Genomic DNA, 18,937 nt, shown 5'->3' with positions numbered 1-18,937 from the left:
TGATGCCTATACAGAAAGTCTAGAAGTTGGCGGTCAAGCTACCTACTCATCCTGTGAATAATTTTTTAAGGCAGTGTCTGCTCAGACACTGCCCAGGAACCACTCGTACTCCGCACCAGAGATCACTTTCTCAAAAGTCTCCAACTCCTGGTTTCGAATGGCCAGATACACCTCCACAAACGCATCACCAAAATAGCGACGCAGAACATCTGAGCATTCCAACTGCCGCATCGCATCCCGCAGGTTGTCGGGCAAGGAACGGGGATGGGTTTCACTGGCGTTCCCAGTGGCAACCGGCGGGGGTGTGATCTTTTCTGTCAGGCCGTAGTGCATGCCTGCCAGAATCGCTGCGACAACCAGATAGGGGTTGGCATCCGCACCTGGCACCCGATACTCAATCCGGGTGTTCGCGGCATCGCACGCCGGAATCCGAATCGCCGTCGAACGATTATCAACCCCCCAGGTCGGCGCGCAGGGCGTGAAGAACTCCGGTGCAAACCGACGATAGGAATTCACATTGGGCGCCAACAACGCCATGGAGTCGGCCATCAAAGCAAGCAACCCGCCAATAGCCTGTTCCAGCACCGGACTGACCTGATCGTCGGTACCAGCAAACACATTGTTGCCCTGTGCATCCAACAGGCTCATATGAACGTGCATCCCGCAACCCGCCTGATCAGGATAAGGCTTGGCCATAAAGGTGGCCTCAACTCCATGACGCAGCGCCACGTTCCGAATCACCCGTTTGAGCAGGATCGCCTGATCGCAGGCCAGCACCGGATCGCCGACATGATGTAAATTCACTTCAAACTGACCGGGCGCATATTCCGCGATAATGGAATCCGCCGGCAGTCCCTGCTCACGAGCCGCTGCGATCACATCCGCCAAGAAGTCTGCATAATCATCCAGATTATCAATGGAGTAAACCTGTGTTTCCGACTCCCGCTTGCCTGTTGTCGGTGACAACGGCGGCTGCGGCTTATCGCCATCCCGTTCCCGGTCGACCAGATAAAACTCCATCTCAACCGCGGTGACCGGCGTCAGGCCCAGCGTGCTGAACGGCTCATAAATCGCCAGCAAACGATGCCGGGGATCCGCAAAGAACGGTTCGCCGTTCAGTTCATGCATGGACATCAGGAGCTGGCCCGTCGGCTGGCTTTGCCAGGGCACGATACAAAGACTGTCATCCACCGGCAAGCAGAGACGATCAGGATCACCCTGCTTCAGGCCCAGCCCGGTTTCCTCAACGGTTTCACCCTGGATATTCAGACCAAACACAGAGCCTGGGAGATACACTCCCTTGCTGAACACCTTGGCCAGCACCGAACGATCCACCCGTTTGCCACGGATCACACCGTTGATATCAGGAATCAGGAGGTCAATGCGGGATACTGACGCGTGCGTCTCCAGAAAGGAGGAAAAACCGGTTTCAGACTTTACTGCATCCATAACGGTATCCGTTTTGTTGTCATTATTCTTTGTTTGGGCACGGCTTCATGCACGATGCCTTTTTGGGTAACGCTGGACTGGTTTGTAAAATATTTCAACCATCACTTAGGGTTCAATAGTGAATATCAGCCCAGAGGGGAAGTCAACACAGCCTGCGACGGCCAGATTGGTGCGCCACAATCAAAAAACGCCCTGATAGAGGGCTTAAATCCCCCGCTATTTTTGTATTTTTTTGTAATTGCCACATAAGAAAGCTGGCGCTGCGCCCCATGTTACGGTTTTGGCACATTGGCAGAGGTCTTGCTTTTACGCAGCGACAAGTGTTAAAAAAAACGAACAGTGCAGAACAGAAAATAACAAGATCAGAATTCCAATAAGCAAAGGTGATGCATGATTACCGCATTCCGGCCGCAGTCAGGCCTGGTTCCTCTGGTAGGAGTTACTGCAGACAGCAAGGTGGTTGACCCACACCGCTTCCATATGGCGGGTGAGAAGTACCTTACAGGGATCATCAATGGCGCAGGTGCGCTGCCGGTGATCATTCCCTCTCTGCCCGAGCCACTGGCAGCGACTCCCCTGCTGGAAAAACTCGATGGCCTGCTCTTCACCGGAGGCTACTCCAATGTTGAGCCTCATCACTATGACGGTGACCCCAGCAAGCCCGGCACCCTGCACGATTCACTCCGCGACCACACCACCCTGCCGCTGCTCCGTGCCGCTGTCGATGCGGGCGTGCCAGTACTGGGTATCTGCCGAGGATTCCAGGAAATGAACGTTGCCTGGGGCGGCACTCTGCACCAGGAACTCCATGAAACCGGTCAGTTCATGGAACATCGGGAAAACAAGGATGATCCACTGGAGCAACAGTACAGCCCCGCGCACGAGGTCACCATTGCGTCCGGTGGTCTGTTGGCTGAACTGGTGGGTGAAGGTGCGCAACCGGTGAACTCTTTGCACACCCAGGGCATTGACCGACTGGGTATCGGGCTGCAGGTCGAGGCCAGGGCGCCGGACGGTCTGGTCGAAGCGATTTCTGTCCCCGACAGCAAGGCCTTTGCCCTGGCCGTGCAGTGGCACCCGGAATGGAAAGTGAACGAATCCCCTTTCTATCTGTCTATATTTCAGGCCTTTGGCAAGGCATGTGCCGCACGGGCAGCCCGTCGGCAATCCTGATTCTGGACAGCATCACAACGGATTTAGACAAGCTAAAACACAGGCAACAAAGCAATGAAAAAATTAAGCGCCTGGCTTAAAGAGAACAAGATCACGGAAGTGGAATGCGTCATTACCGATTTCACCGGGATCGCACGGGGCAAAATCATGCCCTGCAACAAGTTTATTGATGAGAAAGGGATTCGTCTGCCGGAAACCATCCTGATCCAGAGTGTCACCGGGGATTATGTGGACGATGCCGTCTATGACGACCTGATTGATCCCGCCGAAATCGACATGATCCTCAAGCCGGATGAAAACGCCGTCTTCATGGTGCCGTTTGCCCTTGAGCCCACGGCCATGATCATCCATGACTGCTATGACAAGCAGGGCAACCCGATCACCATGTCACCGCGAAATGTCCTGAAAAAAGTCCTGTCCCTGTATGAAGCGAAAGGCTGGAAACCGGTCATCGCACCGGAGCTGGAGTTCTATCTGACCAAGCGCAGCGCGGATCCGGACTTTCCATTGGAGCCCCCTGTCGGCCGTTCCGGTCGCCAGGAATCCGGACGACAGTCGTACAGTATTGATGCCGCCAATGAATACGACCCGATGTTCGAGGATGTCTATGACTGGTGTGAGCAACAGGAACTCGACATTGACACACTGATTCACGAGGAAGGTGCCGCACAGATGGAAATCAACTTCCGTCACGGTGATGCGCTTTCTCTCGCTGACCAGGTGTTTGTCTTCAAACGCACCGTTCGTGAAGCGGCGCTCAAGCACAACATGACCGCCACGTTCATGGCCAAGCCCATCGGTGATGAACCGGGCAGCTCCATGCATGTTCACCAGAGTATCCTGGACAGCAAAACCGGCAAGAATATCTTCAGCAACGATGATGGCAGCCAGACAGACAGATTCCTGCATTTCATTGGTGGTCAGCAAAAGCATATCGCCGCCTGCATGCCGCTGTTTGCACCGAATGTAAACTCATACCGTCGTTTTCTTTCAGGTACATCTGCCCCGGTAAACGTCGCCTGGGGCATTGATAACCGCACCGTCAGCCTGCGTGTACCCGATTCATCCCCTGCCGCACGCCGGGTTGAAAACCGTTTAGCCGGCGCTGATGCGAATCCCTACCTGGCATTTGCCGCTACACTGCTGTGTGGCTATCTTGGCATGGTTGAACAGGTCAATCCTGACGAGCCAGTACAGGGCAGCGCCTATGAAGAATCCACTGCCGAGAGCCTGCCTCTCAATCTCGAAGCCGCGCTGGAATGTATGGAAAACAGTGAAGAGCTTAAGGAGATCCTGAGCCCACTGTTTGTCCAGGCCTACGTCGAAGTCAAACGCGCCGAATACCAGAACTTTAAACGTGTTATCAGCTCGTGGGAACGCAAGTACCTGCAAATGAGCGTTTAATTTACATGTGGTTACCTGCCGGTCTTTGGGCCGGCGGTTGTTTTTCGGAGAATAATAATGAACGACATGACTTTGCCCCTTGATACCGCACAATTACAGACCCTGGATCGCAAGCACCATCTACATCCGTTCAGTGACAACAAGGCACTGGGTATGGAAGGTGCCCGCGTGATTACCCGTGCGGAAGGTGTTTACCTGGAAGACAGCGATGGTAACCGTATCCTTGACGGTATGGCCGGTCTCTGGTGCGTGAACGTCGGTTATGGTCGCAAGGAGCTGGCAGATGTCGCTTATCGCCAGATGCAGGAACTGCCTTACTACAACAGTTTCTTCAAAACCTCTCATCCACCCGCCATCGCACTGGCGGAAAAACTGGTAGAAGTCACACCTGATCACTTGAACCACGTGTTCTTTACCGGTTCCGGTTCTGAATCAAATGACACGGTTCTTAGAATGGTGCGCCGCTACTGGGACCTGCAAGGTAAGCCGGGCAAGAAAACCATTATCAGTCGCCACAATGCCTATCACGGCTCTACCGTTGCCGGCGCCAGCCTTGGCGGGATGAAGCCCATGCACGCCCATGGCGACCTGCCAATCCCAGGTATTGTGCATATCCAACAGCCTTACTGGTATGGCGAAGGGGGCGATCTGTCGCCTGAAGAATTCGGTCTCCAGGCGGCACAGGCACTCGAAGAAAAGATTCAGGAACTGGGTGAAGACAACGTTGCAGCGTTTATCGCTGAACCTATACAAGGCGCTGGTGGTGTGATTGTACCGCCCTCCACTTACTGGCCAGCCGTGAAAGAGATTCTGGCCCGTTACGACATTCTGCTGATCGCGGATGAAGTCATCTGTGGTTTCGGCCGTACCGGTGAATGGTTCGGCAGTCAGTACTATGACCTGAAACCCGACCTTATGCCGATTGCCAAGGGCCTTTCCTCTGGCTACCTGCCCATCGGTGGCGTCATGGTCGGTGACAGGGTTGCCGATGTGCTGCTGGAGAAGGGGGGCGACTTCAACCATGGCTACACCTATTCCGGCCATCCTGTGGCTGCAGCCGTTGCCCTGGAAAACATTCGCATTCTGCAAAACGAAAACATCGTAGAAACGGTAAAAGCGGAAACCGGTCCCTATTTACAGAAGCGCTGGCAGGAACTCGCAGATCATCCATTGGTCGGTCAAGCGCGCGGTGTTGGCATGGTTGCTGCTATCGAACTGGTCGCAGACAAGGCAGCGAAAAGTCGCTTTGATGATCAGGGAACGACTGGCACACTGTGTCGCGATTTCTGTTTCAGGAACGGTCTGGTCATGCGTGCCGTCGGCGACACCATGATTATTTCACCGCCACTGGTGATCAATCATGCAGAAATCGATGAACTGATCGAAAAAGCAGTACGCTGCCTCGACCTGACCTTTGAAGCGGTTAGAAAAGGTTAAGGCGGCCGTGGGGCACCAGCCCCGTGTGCCCCATTAAAAATACGACAAACCATAACAACAACGAGAAAACAGGGGAAAGGAATGTTCAACAAAACAGGCAAGTTCCTGGCATCGACTGCCGCTATCTGTGCGTTGGCATCACCGCTGACCATGGCCGCGGAGAAAGTGCTGAACGTTTACAACTGGTCCGACTATATCGCTGAAGACACTATCGCCAGGTTTGAAGAAAAGACCGGCATCAAGGTGGTGTATGACGTGTTTGACAGCAACGAAGTACTGGAAGCCAAACTGCTGTCCGGCAAGACCGGCTTCGACATAGTCGTGCCTTCAGCGTCGTTTATGGGCCGTCAGATTGAGGCTGGTGTTTTCACACCGCTGGATAAGGAAAAGCTGCCCAACTGGAAAAATCTGGACGCCAACCTGATGGCATTGCTGGAAACCTACGACAAAGACAATGCACACTCAATCCCTTACCTCTGGGGCACAACAGGCATTGGTTACAACCCTGAGCTGGTTGCCAAATACCTGGGTGAAGATGCACCGGTCAATAGCTGGGATCTGATCTTCAAGGAAGAGAACATCAGCAAGCTGAACCAGTGTGGCGTTGCCCTGCTGGATGCTCCGACCGAAGTCATTCCTGCAGCGCTGAAATACCTCGGCCTTGATCCGAACTCCAAGAACAAGGGTGACTACAAGCAGGCAGAAGCGCTGCTGCAGAAAATCCGTCCACACATCACCTACTTCCATTCGTCCAAGTTCATCACTGATCTGGCCAATGGCGATATCTGTGTTGCGGTCGGCTGGTCCGGCGATATCCTGCAGGCGGCAGATCGTGCCGATGAAGCTGAAAACGGTGTAGCCGTTGAGTACGTGATTCCCAGGGAAGGTGCAGGCATGTGGTTTGATATGCTGGCCATGCCGAAGGATGCCGAAAACGTCGATGAAGCTTATGCCTTCCTGAACTACCTGCTTGAGCCGGAAGTCATGGCTGAAATCCAGAACTATGTCTCCTACGCCAGCGGTAACAAGGCGGCACTGACCATGGTGGATGAGGAAATTACTTCCAACCCCGGTATTTATCCGACAAAGGACGCGGAAAAGAACCTGTATGTGTTCGAAGTACTGCCTCCCAAGATTGATCGCCTGGTTACCCGAACCTTCACCAAGGTGAAGACCAACCGGTAACAGCGATAGAAGAACCCGTACAACCTGCGATGCTCCCCGTCATCGCAGGCTGTCAGGTTAGAAAATACATACAACACCCTGCACGTAATTCACGACTAACAATAAGAAGGGCGGGCTATGGCTGTCACCAGAAGTACGGAACGGCAAATGACCGGCACAGACTCCGGCAACGCAACAGAGAAAAAAGACGTCATTCTGCGTATCGATAATGTATCCAAACGGTTTGACGCAACCCTGGCCGTCGATAGTGTCTCTCTGGATATCTACAAAGGTGAAATCTTTGCACTGTTGGGTGGTTCCGGCTCAGGAAAATCCACCTTGCTGCGTATGCTGGCCGGTTTTGAAAAGCCAACGTCCGGACAGATTATTCTGGAAGATCAGGACATCACCACCCTGCCCCCCTACGAACGCCCGATCAATATGATGTTTCAGTCGTATGCGCTTTTTCCGCACATGAGCGTGGAGAAGAATATTGCCTTCGGCCTGAAACAAGACGGATTACCCAAGGCGGAAGTCGCCGACCGGGTTGCTGAAATGCTGCGTCTGGTTCATATGAGCCAATATGCACGACGCAAGCCTCATCAGCTCTCCGGTGGACAGCGTCAGCGCGTCGCGCTGGCACGCAGTCTCGCCAAACGTCCGAAAATGCTGTTGCTGGACGAACCGATGGGCGCACTGGATAAAAAACTACGCACCGAAATGCAGCTGGAAGTGGTCGACATTCTGGAGAATGTTGGCGTGACCTGCATGCTGGTCACCCACGACCAGGAAGAAGCCATGACCATGGCGAACCGTATCGGCATCATGGACAGTGGCTGGATCGTTCAGACCGGCGCACCCAAGGATATCTATGAAACGCCCAACAGCCGAATGACGGCCGAATTCATTGGCTCCGTGAATATGTTCGAGGGCCATATCGTTGAGGATGAGGCCGATCATGTCGTGATTCAGTCCCATCTGCTCGACACACCGGTTTTTGTGAACCACGGCATTACCTCGGCGGCAGAAGACCCCAATGTCTGGATCGCGATCCGTCCGGAAAAAACCACCATCTCCACAGAGAAGCCCAGCCGTGATCACAACTGGTCATCCGGCGTCGTTTATGACATCGCCTACCTGGGTGGCCATTCGGTATATTACATCAAGCTGCCATCCGGCAAGGTGGTGCAATCCACCCATGTGAACACGCATCGCCATTCCGAACAGCCCACCTGGGATGACCCGGTGTTTGTCAGCTGGGAACCGGCCAGTGCCGTTGTCCTGAATTCCTAGGGAGGTGACCATGAAAGCGATACAAGCGCTTACCGCGCCGCTACAAGGCGCCTTCGGTCGACGACTGGTTATCAGTATTCCCTATTTCTGGTTATTACTGTTCTTTCTGGTTCCGTTCGCCATTGTCCTGAAAATCAGTTTTGCATCAGCCCAGATCGCCATTCCGCCTTATTCGGATATTGTCGATTATGCCGATGAAACGCTGACGTTTGTCCTGAATATTGGCAATTACCTGTTGCTGCTGGATGACGAACTGTATGTCGCCGCGTACCTGGACTCTATCGTCATTGCGTTTAATTCCACGGTACTGTGTCTGCTGATCGGTTATCCGATGGCCTATGCCATGGCGCGGGCACCCCAGCATATGCAGGCAACATTGCTGTTACTGATCCTGCTGCCTTCCTGGACATCCTTCCTGATTCGGATCTATGCATGGATTGGCCTGCTGAAGAACAACGGATTAATTAACAATGCCTTGATGAGCCTGGGATTGATCAATGATCCGCTGCCTATGCTTAACACCAACTTTGCTGTGTATATTGGCATTGTCTACGCCTATCTGCCGTTCATGATCCTGCCGCTGTATGCCAACCTGATCAAACACGATCCGTCACTGTTGGAAGCCGCGACAGACCTGGGTGCCAAGCCATGGAAAGCCTTTCTCAAGGTGACACTACCGCTATCAAAAGCCGGCATCATTGCCGGTTCCATGCTGGTCTTTATTCCAGCGGTCGGCGAGTTTGTCATTCCTGAGCTACTGGGCGGCCCCGATACCCTGATGATTGGCCGTGTCCTGTGGCAGGAATTCTTTAACAACCGTGACTGGCCGGTAGCTGCTGCGCTTGCCATGGTCATGCTGGCACTGCTGCTGATACCGATCGCGCTGTTCAATCATTATCAGTCCCGGGAGTTGGAGGCTGAACATGAAAAATAATAGAAAACTGTCGTTCACATCGCTGATGTTCATCTTTGGCCTCATATTTCTTTATGTGCCGATGATCATCCTGATCATTTACTCCTTCAATGAATCCCGGCTGGTGACTGTCTGGGCGGGATTCTCCACAAAGTGGTACGGCGTCCTGCTGGAGAATGACCAGATGCTGGGCGCTATCTGGATGAGTCTCAAGGTCGCGTTCTACACCTCCTGCATGGCAGTGGTCCTGGGCACAATGGCGGCTTTTGTCATGCTGCGATACCGCCGGTTCCCGGGTAAAACTGCCTTTTCCAGCATGATCACCGCACCGCTGGTCATGCCGGATGTCATTACAGGTTTGTCGCTGTTGTTGCTGTTTGTCGCACTGTCACAGCTGGTCGGCTGGCCGGCAGAGCGGGGGCTACTCACTATCTGGATAGCTCATGTCACCTTTTCTACCGCCTATGCGGCGGTTGTCATTTCTTCACGGCTCAAGGAAACGGATATCTCCGTGGAAGAAGCGGCCATGGACCTTGGTGCACGCCCCATGAAAACGTTTTTCCTGATAACCCTGCCGGGTATCGCACCGGCGCTGGCCGCAGCCTGGTTGTTGTCGTTTACGCTGTCACTGGATGACCTGGTCATTGCCAGCTTTGTCTCAGGGCCTGGCTCAACCACACTGCCAATGGTTGTATTCTCATCGGTAAGAATGGGGGTAAGTCCGCAGATTAATGCGCTGGCTTCGCTTATCATACTGACAGTTTCCCTGGCGGCCCTGATTGCCTGGTGGTTGATGCGCCGTGCAGAGAAACGTCGTTTACAACAACTCGCGGCTGATATGGAAGACTTGGCGCAATACAACAAATCTGGTTCAGATATTGCAATGCGAAGAACGGTTCGCTCTGTAGTGGTTCCTGTCGACAAGGAGACTGTGACAGAGCCTGCCTGACCATTCAGAAAAGGGACTCGTATGAAAAGAGCAATCATTACATGCCTGGGGATAGTGCTGTCAGCGGTGATGACATTGGCACATGCCAGCGAGATAAAAGTCTCCTCTGCCACGTTTGCGGCCCCCGAATGGGAAGGTTATACCAATAAGGATGGCACCGGGCTTTACTGGGAAGTTCTCAAAGCCGTGTACGAACCGGAAGGTATACGACTCCGATTGAAGAACATGCCCTGGGCACGTGCCATGAAACTGGTCACCAAGTATCGCGTACTGGATGGTATTGTCGGTGAGTACCGTGATACCGAAGAGAACCTGCTCTTTCCTGCGGCTCCCATTGATGTCGAGTATCTGGCGGTCATCCATCGCAAAGATACCGATATCGACTGGCAGGGACGTGGAACACTGACGGGTAAGACGGTCAGCTGGCGCCGTGATTACGATTTGATTCCTGAGAGTGACATCGATTTCACACTGAAAGAAGTCGTCCGTCCGGCAAAAGCGATGGCTCTGCTGGAAATCGGTGATATTGACTTCTTCATTGATGAATACGATGAAATTGAAAACATGCTCGCTGCCGAAGGCCTGGATGAAAGTGAATACGTCATCGAAGATCTGCCGCCTGGCAAAGACGTTTTCACCGGTTTTGTGAACCATGCCAAGTCACAGCAGCTGATTGATATCTACAACCGTCGCATCAAAGAGATGACTGGTAACGGTGAACTGGAAAAGATTTACCTGAAATGGGAAGTGGATATGCCGTCCAACCTGCAGGCACTCATGGCTCAATAAACCTGGCGTCAGACCCGGGTAAAACAAAACACCCGGGTCACGGTTAGAAGTTAGCCGGCGTCGTACAACTAATCAGACGGCAATCACTCTCAAAAGGGTTGTGGAAACGGTGGGGTTGAGTACTGTCGAAATAGTAGCCATCACCGGTTTCCAGAATATACACCTGATCCGCAACCGTTAACTCCAAACGACCCTCAACCACGATGCCGGCTTCCTCACCTTCATGCTTGAGCATTTCCATGCCGGTATCCGCACCCGATGGATAGACTTCATCCATAAAGGCCATATCCCGCTTTGCCCGTGATTTTCCCACGACCTTCATGGAAATCTCACCCATACCAATGTCCAGCATTTCATTGGCACGGTACACCACCCGCTCAACAGCAGATTCATCGACATCCATGGAGAAAAACTCCACCAGCGACATGGGGATACCGCTCAGGACTTTCTTCAGTGAACTGATGGAAGGACTGACACTGTTCTTCTCGATCATGGAGATCGTACTGTTCGTCACTCCTGACCGTTTGGCCAGCTCCCGCTGGGAAAGATTGTGCAGCTTGCGTACTGCTTTCAGGCGTAATCCGACATCCAATGCGTACGTCTCCCTGGAACCACTCTGTAAAACATTCGTCAACAAAGTGTTCAGTATATCTGACATTGTTAAGTTCTGTCTTGGCTGAAATGCAGACAACAAACCGCTCAATGAGTCAGTGAAAGGGAACAAGCCACCGATCCGCAGGTCAATTCTACAGAGCCTGACTATAACCAGTAACACCTGACGCAACGCTGGATAACGGATGTGTTAAATAAAACGAATGCACGAACACGGGATTTACTCGCCACGCTGGGTGGAAATCTCGTCGAACTCTATGACTTCACCGTTTATGGCTATTTCGCACCCGTCATTTCCCGACAGTTTTTTCCGGACGATAACGCGACAGCCGGCCTTGCCGCCACCTTCCTCACCTTTGCCCTCGGTTTCCTGATACGCCCTTTTGGCGCCATCCTGCTGGGACATATTGGCGACCAGCATGGACGACGCCAGGCGTTACTCTTCAGCCTGTGGATAATGGCGGCGGCCACACTGTGCATGTCACTTCTCCCGACTTATTCACAGGTTGGCTGGTACGCGCCTGCCACACTGGTTCTTTTGCGTATGCTGCAAGGGTTGTCGATGAGTGGTGAGGTCAGTGGCACATTGGTCATGCTTGGGGAAAGCGCCACACAGAACCGTAAAGGACTTTACGCCAGCCTCGTCCATGTCAGTGGGCTGACTGGCATTCTGGCAGGATCCGTCCTCGCCATGGTTATCCACATTGCGTTACCTGAAGCGATAATTGAGGCCTACGGTTGGCGATTGGCATTTTTGATCGGTGCCGCGGGCTGTATGGTTGTGGCGATACTGCGTTACTATCTTCCCCCCGGTACACACAACAAACCCAAAAGGCTTCCCATTCGTCTGGTCATGGCGCAGTACAAGATGCCCATGATACGTGTGATGGCAATCAACCTGCTGAATGGTGTCTGTTTCTTTTTGATATTCATTTATTTCAATGTGCACTGGTCAGAACACCTGACGCTTGATCGCTCGCTATCGTTAACCATTAACTCAGCCAATATGCTGCTCATGGTTCTCTTGATCCCGTTGTTTGGGCACCTTGCGGATCAATACTCGGCAATACAACTTCTCTGGCGATTCGCAACGACAGGACTTCTCCTTTACATCCCACTTTACTGGCTCATTAGCAGCCCGACTCTCTGGTATGTAATTCTGGCGCAGACTTGTTTTTCCATTCTTTTAGCAGGTTATTATGGCAGCAGTGCGGTTGTGTGCTTTCGGCTGTTACCCGAACCGGTCCGCATGACAGGATTGGCACTGGGTTACAACCTGGCTCAGGGGGTGTTTGGCAGTCTGACGCCTGTCATTGCACTGTGGCTGGCCACAATTACGCAGGTGCCTGAAGCACCGGTTGTCTGGCTCATTGCCACGACTACTATCGCACTGTTGCTTATTAAGCATCTGGCCGATCAGGAACCTTCCGGCTAATTTTCCTGACAAAGACACCCGTGTGGTTATCGGAGATATCTGTGCACAGTGGTTGGTTCTCAACTATACCTTCACTTGCGATTAAATCGGACACTCTCCGATGGAAAACTGTGTCGCAATTTTAAACCCTTAACAAACAGTTATTTCCGATGAACAGAAAAGCACAGGCATTGCCTGTGAACAGTATGAGTTCCCCATGCAGTTAACCATTGATCGAATAGACAGGCGTACAATCAATTACCAAACGTTTTTCGACAACTACTTGAAACCGGAAAAGCCTGTCATTCTGTCTGGAGAAAATCAATATAATCCCTCACTGCTGGAACCTGATTTTATTAAAGCCCATTACCAGGTCGAAGAATATCGTCGGGAGGGCTGGTTTGATTCTCCTTTGAATAAAGATGATCCCCTTATTACCATTCCCCCCTTTATTCAGGAAACATTACATCGACGTGATATTTCCCTCAGGCCCTACCCGATGCGCGTTTTCATGCAGCCCAAGGGACACAAGACACTGGCGCACTTTGATGGCAACAGCCTATCCGGCTTTAACTGGCAGATTGCCGGACAAAAGCGCTGGATACTGGTGTCACCCAACACGCCATTACCCTGTGCGCCTTTTGCGTTTTTTGCACTGGTATCTCTCGCATTCAAGGTCAATCCAGCCCGCCATGATTTTTACGATTTCACCACGCACCCCGGTGATGTTCTCTATTTACCGCGTTACTGGTTTCATGAAGTTTATAGCCTTCAAGAAAAGAATATTAATATTAACTGGGTTTATACCCCTTTAATGCCTAACAGAAATACCATTATTGGTCGCAGAGAATGCGAATTATTGAAATTGCGAAAAGTATTCAAACCCATCAATCGCATCATGCTGGATGATTTTGATGAATATGGCGGTAATGGTGTCACAATTATCAATAATTATACAAAGGGTATTCATACACGAGCGGGCATATCCCGCTTCTTCAAGGAAATCATCAAATTGCCAAAATTTATTCTTCTCGGTAATGACCTGAAGCTCAGTGCACGACTGTTCTCACAGAATAACTTTAATATTCACTAGTCTTGTTCATTGCTCTAAATGGCCATCACCATAGGTGTTCCGGTTAGCGACTGATGAAGCCACGTTATACAGAAAAACGACATGTTGCCGTTATCGGTGCGGGGTATGCTGGACTGATCACGGCGCATGCGCTGAAAGAGAAAGGCATTCAGGTATCCGTTTTTGAAAAACAGTCCGGCCCCGGTGGTTTATGGCGTTATGCAGACAGTCATCGCAAGCCTCCTGATATCCGCCACAACGCTGAACCGTTAAGCAGTGCGATTTATCCAGGCCTGCGTACGAACCTGCCGATAGAGTTAATGACACCGCCCAATCTGCCCGATTTCTTTGCAGATAAAACCCTATACTCACGATTTCCGAGTCATACGGCTGTACTCCAATACCTGGAGCGATATGCCAGGCACAAGTCACTCAACACCTGTATTCACTATGGCCAGGAAATTCTGCATATAAAACCCAAGACACTCTATCCATTACCAGTAAAACACAATCAATTGACACTCGTTATTCGTGATATCACAACCCACCATTTATCGTGTCATCAATATGATTCCGTCGTCGTGTGTAACGGTCACTTTCACAAGCCTTACATGCCTGCAACCCCCGACTTTTCTGCTTACCGTGGACACCTGACTCATAGCCTCTATTACCGAGAACCTCATTATTATCACGGCCAGAATGTCATCGTCGTAGGCGCGGGTAGTTCAGCAGAAGATATCTGTAAGGCATTGAGTCCTGAGGCCCGGCATGTTTATCAGTGTCGTCGTCCCGGTGACAATGCCATATCCCCACTACGCAACGGACGTTACGGCAGCGCCGACAATATTACCCAACACAGCTTCATCAAGAGTTGTGATAACCGAACCATCAAACTCCGTGATGGCGAGATACTGAACAACATTAACAGCATTATTCTCTGTACCGGCTACCAGTATTATTTCCCTTTTATCAGTGGATCTCTTGCCAGCCTCATCAAAAACACCGGACGCGATGTGGGACCACTGTATATGGATATTTTTTGTCCTCTTTTACCCGAATTAGCCTTCATTGGACTGCCAAACAAAGGACCTTCCAGCCACCTCATGTTTCATCAGGCACGTTATGTCGCCAGCATTTTTTCGGGTGAGATAGCGCTACCCTCCAGCCGGCAAATGCTGGCAGCCTGCCAGCATGCAAGACATCCCTATCCGAAGGGTGCTATCGCATCAGGGCAGCTACTTGATTATCAGGAGCGCAATTTCACCATGATGCCGCTGTTGGCAAGATTGGCCGGCACCGCTTCCGATATCAGCGCCCTGGAAGCGCTGTACCGTAAACTGGGGCAACATCGTCGCAACTTTCCCGACAACTACCGGGACGTTCCCCTGCCACCCAGCTGACGCATCGGTCAAACCACAGGTTGCACTGTAATTACCGCAACCCGTGAAAAAATCACTTTTCGAGAGTTGACACTCAAAAACGTAATCTCTAATATGCGCCGCACTTGCTGAGGGGACGCACTCACAGCAAGGACTGGGTTTCGCCGAGGTGGTGGAATTGGTAGACACGCTGTCTTCAGGTGGCAGTGTCCAATGGACGTGCGAGTTCGAGTCTCGCTCTCGGCACCATTAACCCAGGGTTTTATCAAGCTGAAAAGCTTATCAAAGTGGTGCCGCCCAGGTGGTGGAATTGGTAGACACGCTGTCTTCAGGTGGCAGTGTCCGCAGGACGTGCGAGTTCGAGTCTCGCCCTGGGCACCATTACTTAGAAATCCTCCCAAAAGAAATTCTTTCTCTTAGCATCGCCAAACACCTTTCTTTTATTGCATACTCCCGTACGCAACAGCGCTATATTTAAGCACCCAACCTTCATACTTTTGCTACCTGGCATTGATCACCATGACATTGGCAACCTGGCTTGGCTTCTTCACGGCCTGCATATTGGTCAGCATTTCTCCCGGCGCCGGCGCCATCAACACCATGAGCAGCGCCAGCCGTTTTGGCCTGATAAAAACCCTACCCTCCATACTGGGATTACAGGTCGGGTTACTGATTCATATTCTGATTATCTCCATTGGTCTTGGCGCCCTACTGGCGGCATCAGAACATGCTTTCACTATTATCAAATGGGCTGGCGTTGCCTATCTGATATGGCTTGGCATCCAGAAATGGCGGGAATCGCCAGAGCCTGACACGATCAACACCCATGCATCGACCTGGAAACTCAAACCTCAGCTGCTGAAAGCGGTACTGGTCAACCTGACCAATCCGAAGGCTATTGTCTTTCTTGGCGCCCTGCTTCCGCAGTTTATTAACCCCAACCAACCTGCCGCGCCGCAGATCTTTCTGCTGGCGATTACCATGATTACGGTGGATATGATTGTGATGGTCGGTTTCGCCCTACTGGCCGGTCAGCTGCAGAGCTTTATCAGCACCAAGCGACATATAATTCTGCAAAATCGCCTGTTCGGCAGCCTCTTCATTGGCGCCGGCGGTCTGCTGGCCAGCTGGAAAGCTTGACGTTATTTTTTCTTCGAATACATAGACACTGGACTACTGATGCTGGTTGCTGGTTTTTTCTTTTTCCAGGACAGCATCTGCCAGCAGTGTGGAGAAGGCAACACATAGCCACCGCAGAAATCCACAAGAATCGACATCACCATATTATCCGGCATCACCTTCTTAGCTTTGGCTTTCTTCTTCATCACGTCATCCTCCCTGCTGACATTCCCGACGACAGATACTGCTTTCAACGTTGGAACTTGCCTCAGCGACTGCTGAACAATTACGAGTACTCAGGATAAGAGAGCGGACGGGATGACGGTATGCCACCTTAGTCGCCACCGTAGAAAAAGCCTCCAAATAGAGGGGTTTCTGTGCGTTATACCTTGGTCGAATTCAACTATCGTCGTAGTGGCTCAAAGCTCAAAACAGCGCCTTTGGCGTAGAGCAGCGCAAAGGTGAGAAATAGTATTGACAAAAACCGGAGTCATCCATATTATTCGCTGCGTCTGGCCGGCTTAGCTCAGTTGGTAGAGCAACTGACTTGTAATCAGTAGGTCGAGGGTTCGACTCCTTCAGCCGGCACCAACAAAATCAAAGGGTTAGCGGTTAACAGCCACTAACCCTTTTTTGTGTTTTCCGATTTAGTCACCACTATGGTCACTACTTCTGTTTTGGGGTCACCACTTTCGACCGCAAGGCTGCCTAACAAAATTCAATAACAGCCTCGAAGCAGAACACATTAACCAGCAATACCATTCACTTATCAGCAATAAAATTGCTTGAAGCACACTTCATTCATTGAACATCTCTTGATGCGTTTATACGCCAAATTTTTCTCCCTCTGTCGTACCCGAAACTGCCATCAATAATTCAACTATCAATGCAACAGAAGGACGGATCGACGTTTCACCGTTTTCCCATTTCTGATATTGCCGCAACCCAGTTCGCATACGAGTTGCCATTGCCTGCTGGGTAAGTCCAAGCGCAGCCCTGGCTTCTTTTAACTCTTCTCTAGTCATCGCGTGTATCAATCTTTATCCAAGGTTCGTCTGTCCAAAATGGCAGTTCATATACAAGATAGCTGTCGCCAGGTTTTAATTGAAAACTAAATCTTTCTGCTGGCCACAAAACCAAAACCAGTATCCCCAACATTACCCACAACGCATTTTTCACAGCAGCACTCCAAGTGAGTAAACGTTATTTCCAAATAGAACCAAGACCGGCGACTTCGACAAGTATCGCCCAAGCGGAATAGGGAATCTTTTGCTCTTCACCAGTCCATTTACGGATAGTGCGGGAATTCACACCGACAATTGCTGCCGCCTTACTACCAGTCAGATTTGCCGTTTTCAACAGCTCGCGCACTTCCTGCCCGTCAGGTTGTGTCCAGGAATCACTATAGCGACAAAGGGTTTCTTTTCTGATGCTCAAGATAACTACCAAGCAATGAGTTACAACATGGAACAACAGCTGCCCGCTCAATCACTATCTGACTAGCGGCCCTGTTATTGAACAAGTATGACTACACATTTAGCGCGGCATAGTAGGCTTCATGGTTCAACCGTTCAATGGTTTTGATACCTTTCTAAGCTATCACAAGCCATTTAAAGCAAGCCTTCTTATGACAGATGGAACGATTTTATTCTATTCCGGTCTACATATTCGTAAGACCCTGTTGTGGGATGGAGGGAAACATCGGTAACCACTAATGGGTTATGCGGATGATCGCCATCGAAGCCCGCAGGGTCTTATTTTTTTACACATTTCCATAAACAGACAGAAGCCAGTTTTCATTCACAATCATGAACAAACTGCTCCATCACCTATATGGTATTATCTTGCTACTAGCGTTGTTTGGACTGGCTCTTCAGACATTAGACGTCATGCTTCCTGGCGTACTCCCATAACTGAATACACCCTATTCAAAAGACATTATTACGCAGCAAAAGCAATCATTCTTCATTAGTGTCATAGAGACATTTACACTGAGCGTGTGTCCAAAAAACCAATGATCAGTTGCGGTAGCTCATTAGGGAACACACAACAAAATCGCACTCAATATTGCTTTGCTTTTTAGCGTAGTCCTCTTGCAGTTCAACATTAACGAAAAATAAATAACGCCAGCTTTAGGACATGGAAATTTACATTTCACAGGGAGTCGCCATATGGAATATGACATCCAGTCCCGTTTACAGGGAGTACCGGGCACAGTGATTGATTGCTTGAATGGCACTAACAGTGACGCTGCGTTAGTTGCTGTTATTCCAGGCGTACCAGTAGGAAAAAGTCGTCCACGCTTTTCACGTAAAGGGCGCACCTACACGCCGTCAAAGACAGCCTTGGCCGAAGAGTATGCCCGCGCAATTGTTGTTAGCCAGACGGGCTGTAAAAGGCTTGAAGGGCCTGTCGCAGTTGAAATGCTGACTGTTATGCCAATACCGTTAAGCTGGACAAAGAGAAAGCGAAAGGCGGCACTGGCTGGGGATATTCGTCCGGCAGTAGCGCCAGACTTTGATAATCTGGCAAAGCTTTACTGTGACGCGATGAATGGTGTCTGGTGGCAGGATGACAAACAGGTAGTCGATGGACGTTGTATCAAATGCTATGGCCCTGATCCGTTTGTCATGATGTGGTGTTGGCCAGTTCATTAACTGCCAGGAAACGGGTGTCATGAGTGCAAAATGAACGGTTTATACCCCTTGGTAAATCGAGTTTCTGGAACACTATAAAAAAAGGGACACTTTTACTCACTAAAACAACAAGT

The 18,937-nt window shown here is 50.9% G+C and carries 18 protein-coding genes and 3 tRNA genes; 16 read left to right on the top strand and 5 right to left on the bottom strand.

Features of this window, described 5'->3' with window-relative positions:
• Window positions 1-81: 81 nt before the first annotated feature.
• Window positions 82-1,449: a glutamine synthetase family protein gene (locus KHS78_RS04135; protein WP_211825359.1), complete on the bottom strand. Its 1,368-nt coding sequence runs from the start codon at window positions 1,447-1,449 to the stop codon at window positions 82-84.
• 390 nt (window positions 1,450-1,839) lie between these two features.
• Between KHS78_RS04135 and KHS78_RS04130 the strand changes: the two genes are divergently transcribed.
• From KHS78_RS04130 to KHS78_RS04095, 8 genes are all read left to right on the top strand, one after another.
• Window positions 1,840-2,622 (top strand): gamma-glutamyl-gamma-aminobutyrate hydrolase family protein, encoded by a 783-nt coding sequence (locus KHS78_RS04130; RefSeq protein ID WP_211825356.1) that lies wholly within the window; start codon window positions 1,840-1,842, stop codon window positions 2,620-2,622.
• 54 nt (window positions 2,623-2,676) lie between these two features.
• Window positions 2,677-4,026: a glutamine synthetase family protein gene (locus KHS78_RS04125; protein ID WP_211825354.1), complete on the top strand. Its 1,350-nt coding sequence runs from the start codon at window positions 2,677-2,679 to the stop codon at window positions 4,024-4,026.
• A gap of 57 nt (window positions 4,027-4,083) precedes the next feature.
• On the top strand, window positions 4,084-5,463 hold the full coding sequence (locus KHS78_RS04120; protein ID WP_246506059.1) for an aspartate aminotransferase family protein: 1,380 nt from the start codon (window positions 4,084-4,086) through the stop codon (window positions 5,461-5,463).
• An 81-nt stretch (window positions 5,464-5,544) separates the two neighbouring features.
• A complete protein-coding gene (locus KHS78_RS04115; RefSeq protein ID WP_211825352.1) occupies window positions 5,545-6,648 on the top strand; it encodes an extracellular solute-binding protein in 1,104 nt (367 codons plus the stop codon).
• Between the two features lie 147 nt (window positions 6,649-6,795).
• Complete coding sequence (gene potA, locus KHS78_RS04110; RefSeq protein ID WP_246506107.1) at window positions 6,796-7,920, top strand: polyamine ABC transporter ATP-binding protein; 1,125 nt, start codon at window positions 6,796-6,798, stop codon at window positions 7,918-7,920.
• 10 nt (window positions 7,921-7,930) lie between these two features.
• Window positions 7,931-8,854: an ABC transporter permease subunit gene (locus KHS78_RS04105; protein WP_211825349.1), complete on the top strand. Its 924-nt coding sequence runs from the start codon at window positions 7,931-7,933 to the stop codon at window positions 8,852-8,854.
• Window positions 8,844-9,782, top strand: a complete 939-nt coding sequence (locus KHS78_RS04100; protein ID WP_246506058.1) for an ABC transporter permease subunit — start codon at window positions 8,844-8,846, stop codon at window positions 9,780-9,782. Before KHS78_RS04105 ends, KHS78_RS04100 begins: the two co-directional genes overlap by 11 nt.
• A 21-nt stretch (window positions 9,783-9,803) precedes the next feature.
• Window positions 9,804-10,571, top strand: a complete 768-nt coding sequence (locus KHS78_RS04095) for a substrate-binding periplasmic protein (RefSeq protein WP_211825347.1) — start codon at window positions 9,804-9,806, stop codon at window positions 10,569-10,571.
• Window positions 10,572-10,614: 43 nt separating this feature from the next.
• Here KHS78_RS04095 and KHS78_RS04090 read toward each other — a convergent pair whose 3' ends face one another.
• Window positions 10,615-11,229, bottom strand: coding sequence for a cupin domain-containing protein (locus KHS78_RS04090; protein WP_425513953.1), 615 nt, complete (start codon window positions 11,227-11,229; stop codon window positions 10,615-10,617).
• 141 nt (window positions 11,230-11,370) lie between these two features.
• Between KHS78_RS04090 and KHS78_RS04085 the strand changes: the two genes are divergently transcribed.
• The 6 genes from KHS78_RS04085 to rhtB all read left to right on the top strand — a co-directional run bounded on the left by KHS78_RS04085 (window position 11,371) and on the right by rhtB (window position 16,188).
• Window positions 11,371-12,618, top strand: coding sequence for an MFS transporter (locus KHS78_RS04085; protein ID WP_211825345.1), 1,248 nt, complete (start codon window positions 11,371-11,373; stop codon window positions 12,616-12,618).
• Between the two features lie 196 nt (window positions 12,619-12,814).
• On the top strand, window positions 12,815-13,690 hold the full coding sequence (locus KHS78_RS04080) for a cupin-like domain-containing protein (RefSeq protein WP_211825343.1): 876 nt from the start codon (window positions 12,815-12,817) through the stop codon (window positions 13,688-13,690).
• Between the two features lie 53 nt (window positions 13,691-13,743).
• Complete coding sequence (locus KHS78_RS04075; protein ID WP_211825342.1) at window positions 13,744-15,069, top strand: FAD-dependent oxidoreductase; 1,326 nt, start codon at window positions 13,744-13,746, stop codon at window positions 15,067-15,069.
• Between the two features lie 142 nt (window positions 15,070-15,211).
• Window positions 15,212-15,297: transfer RNA gene (locus KHS78_RS04070), tRNA-Leu, on the top strand.
• A gap of 46 nt (window positions 15,298-15,343) precedes the next feature.
• Window positions 15,344-15,429 (top strand) — tRNA-Leu (locus tag KHS78_RS04065).
• A 138-nt stretch (window positions 15,430-15,567) separates the two neighbouring features.
• Window positions 15,568-16,188 carry a homoserine/homoserine lactone efflux protein gene (rhtB, locus tag KHS78_RS04060; protein ID WP_211825340.1) on the top strand — a complete coding sequence of 207 codons (621 nt, stop codon included), beginning with the start codon at window positions 15,568-15,570 and terminating at the stop codon, window positions 16,186-16,188.
• 2 nt (window positions 16,189-16,190) lie between these two features.
• Here rhtB and KHS78_RS04055 read toward each other — a convergent pair whose 3' ends face one another.
• Window positions 16,191-16,376 carry a hypothetical protein gene (locus tag KHS78_RS04055; RefSeq protein WP_211825338.1) on the bottom strand — a complete coding sequence of 62 codons (186 nt, stop codon included), beginning with the start codon at window positions 16,374-16,376 and terminating at the stop codon, window positions 16,191-16,193.
• Window positions 16,377-16,682: 306 nt separating this feature from the next.
• Between KHS78_RS04055 and KHS78_RS04050 the strand changes: the two genes are divergently transcribed.
• Window positions 16,683-16,758: transfer RNA gene (locus KHS78_RS04050), tRNA-Thr, on the top strand.
• Window positions 16,759-16,991: 233 nt separating this feature from the next.
• On the opposite strand, the gene KHS78_RS04045 is transcribed toward KHS78_RS04050, so the two are convergent.
• Together KHS78_RS04045 and KHS78_RS04040 are read right to left on the bottom strand one after the other, a co-directional pair.
• Window positions 16,992-17,192, bottom strand: a complete 201-nt coding sequence (locus KHS78_RS04045; RefSeq protein WP_211825336.1) for a helix-turn-helix domain-containing protein — start codon at window positions 17,190-17,192, stop codon at window positions 16,992-16,994.
• A 178-nt stretch (window positions 17,193-17,370) separates the two neighbouring features.
• Window positions 17,371-17,604: a helix-turn-helix domain-containing protein gene (locus tag KHS78_RS04040; protein ID WP_281416984.1), complete on the bottom strand. Its 234-nt coding sequence runs from the start codon at window positions 17,602-17,604 to the stop codon at window positions 17,371-17,373.
• Window positions 17,605-18,338: 734 nt separating this feature from the next.
• On the opposite strand from KHS78_RS04040, the gene KHS78_RS04035 reads away from it, so the two are divergent.
• Window positions 18,339-18,824: a RusA family crossover junction endodeoxyribonuclease gene (locus KHS78_RS04035; RefSeq protein ID WP_211825334.1), complete on the top strand. Its 486-nt coding sequence runs from the start codon at window positions 18,339-18,341 to the stop codon at window positions 18,822-18,824.
• The last annotated feature ends 113 nt before the right edge of the window (window positions 18,825-18,937 follow it).

It is taken from the genome of Kistimonas asteriae (assembly GCF_018263925.1).
Taxonomy (GTDB): Bacteria; Pseudomonadota; Gammaproteobacteria; order Pseudomonadales; family Endozoicomonadaceae; genus Kistimonas; species Kistimonas asteriae.
The sequence above is the reverse complement of the archived record's forward strand: the minus strand, read 5'-3'. Positions and strand labels throughout refer to the sequence as shown.

Coding starts and splice junctions, on each gene's coding strand:
- KHS78_RS04135 (WP_211825359.1), bottom strand. CDS start 1,449: ATGGATGCAGTAAAGTCTGAAACCGGTTTTTCCTCCTTTCTGGAGACG.
- KHS78_RS04130 (WP_211825356.1), top strand. CDS start 1,840: ATGATTACCGCATTCCGGCCGCAGTCAGGCCTGGTTCCTCTGGTAGGA.
- KHS78_RS04125 (WP_211825354.1), top strand. CDS start 2,677: ATGAAAAAATTAAGCGCCTGGCTTAAAGAGAACAAGATCACGGAAGTG.
- KHS78_RS04090 (WP_425513953.1), bottom strand. CDS start 11,229: ATGTCAGATATACTGAACACTTTGTTGACGAATGTTTTACAGAGTGGT.
- KHS78_RS04080 (WP_211825343.1), top strand. CDS start 12,815: ATGCAGTTAACCATTGATCGAATAGACAGGCGTACAATCAATTACCAA.
- KHS78_RS04115 (WP_211825352.1), top strand. CDS start 5,545: ATGTTCAACAAAACAGGCAAGTTCCTGGCATCGACTGCCGCTATCTGT.
- KHS78_RS04045 (WP_211825336.1), bottom strand. CDS start 17,192: ATGACTAGAGAAGAGTTAAAAGAAGCCAGGGCTGCGCTTGGACTTACC.
- KHS78_RS04075 (WP_211825342.1), top strand. CDS start 13,744: ATGAAGCCACGTTATACAGAAAAACGACATGTTGCCGTTATCGGTGCG.
- KHS78_RS04100 (WP_246506058.1), top strand. CDS start 8,844: ATGAAAAATAATAGAAAACTGTCGTTCACATCGCTGATGTTCATCTTT.
- KHS78_RS04105 (WP_211825349.1), top strand. CDS start 7,931: ATGAAAGCGATACAAGCGCTTACCGCGCCGCTACAAGGCGCCTTCGGT.
- potA (WP_246506107.1), top strand. CDS start 6,796: ATGACCGGCACAGACTCCGGCAACGCAACAGAGAAAAAAGACGTCATT.
- rhtB (WP_211825340.1), top strand. CDS start 15,568: ATGACATTGGCAACCTGGCTTGGCTTCTTCACGGCCTGCATATTGGTC.
- KHS78_RS04095 (WP_211825347.1), top strand. CDS start 9,804: ATGAAAAGAGCAATCATTACATGCCTGGGGATAGTGCTGTCAGCGGTG.
- KHS78_RS04035 (WP_211825334.1), top strand. CDS start 18,339: ATGGAATATGACATCCAGTCCCGTTTACAGGGAGTACCGGGCACAGTG.
- KHS78_RS04120 (WP_246506059.1), top strand. CDS start 4,084: ATGAACGACATGACTTTGCCCCTTGATACCGCACAATTACAGACCCTG.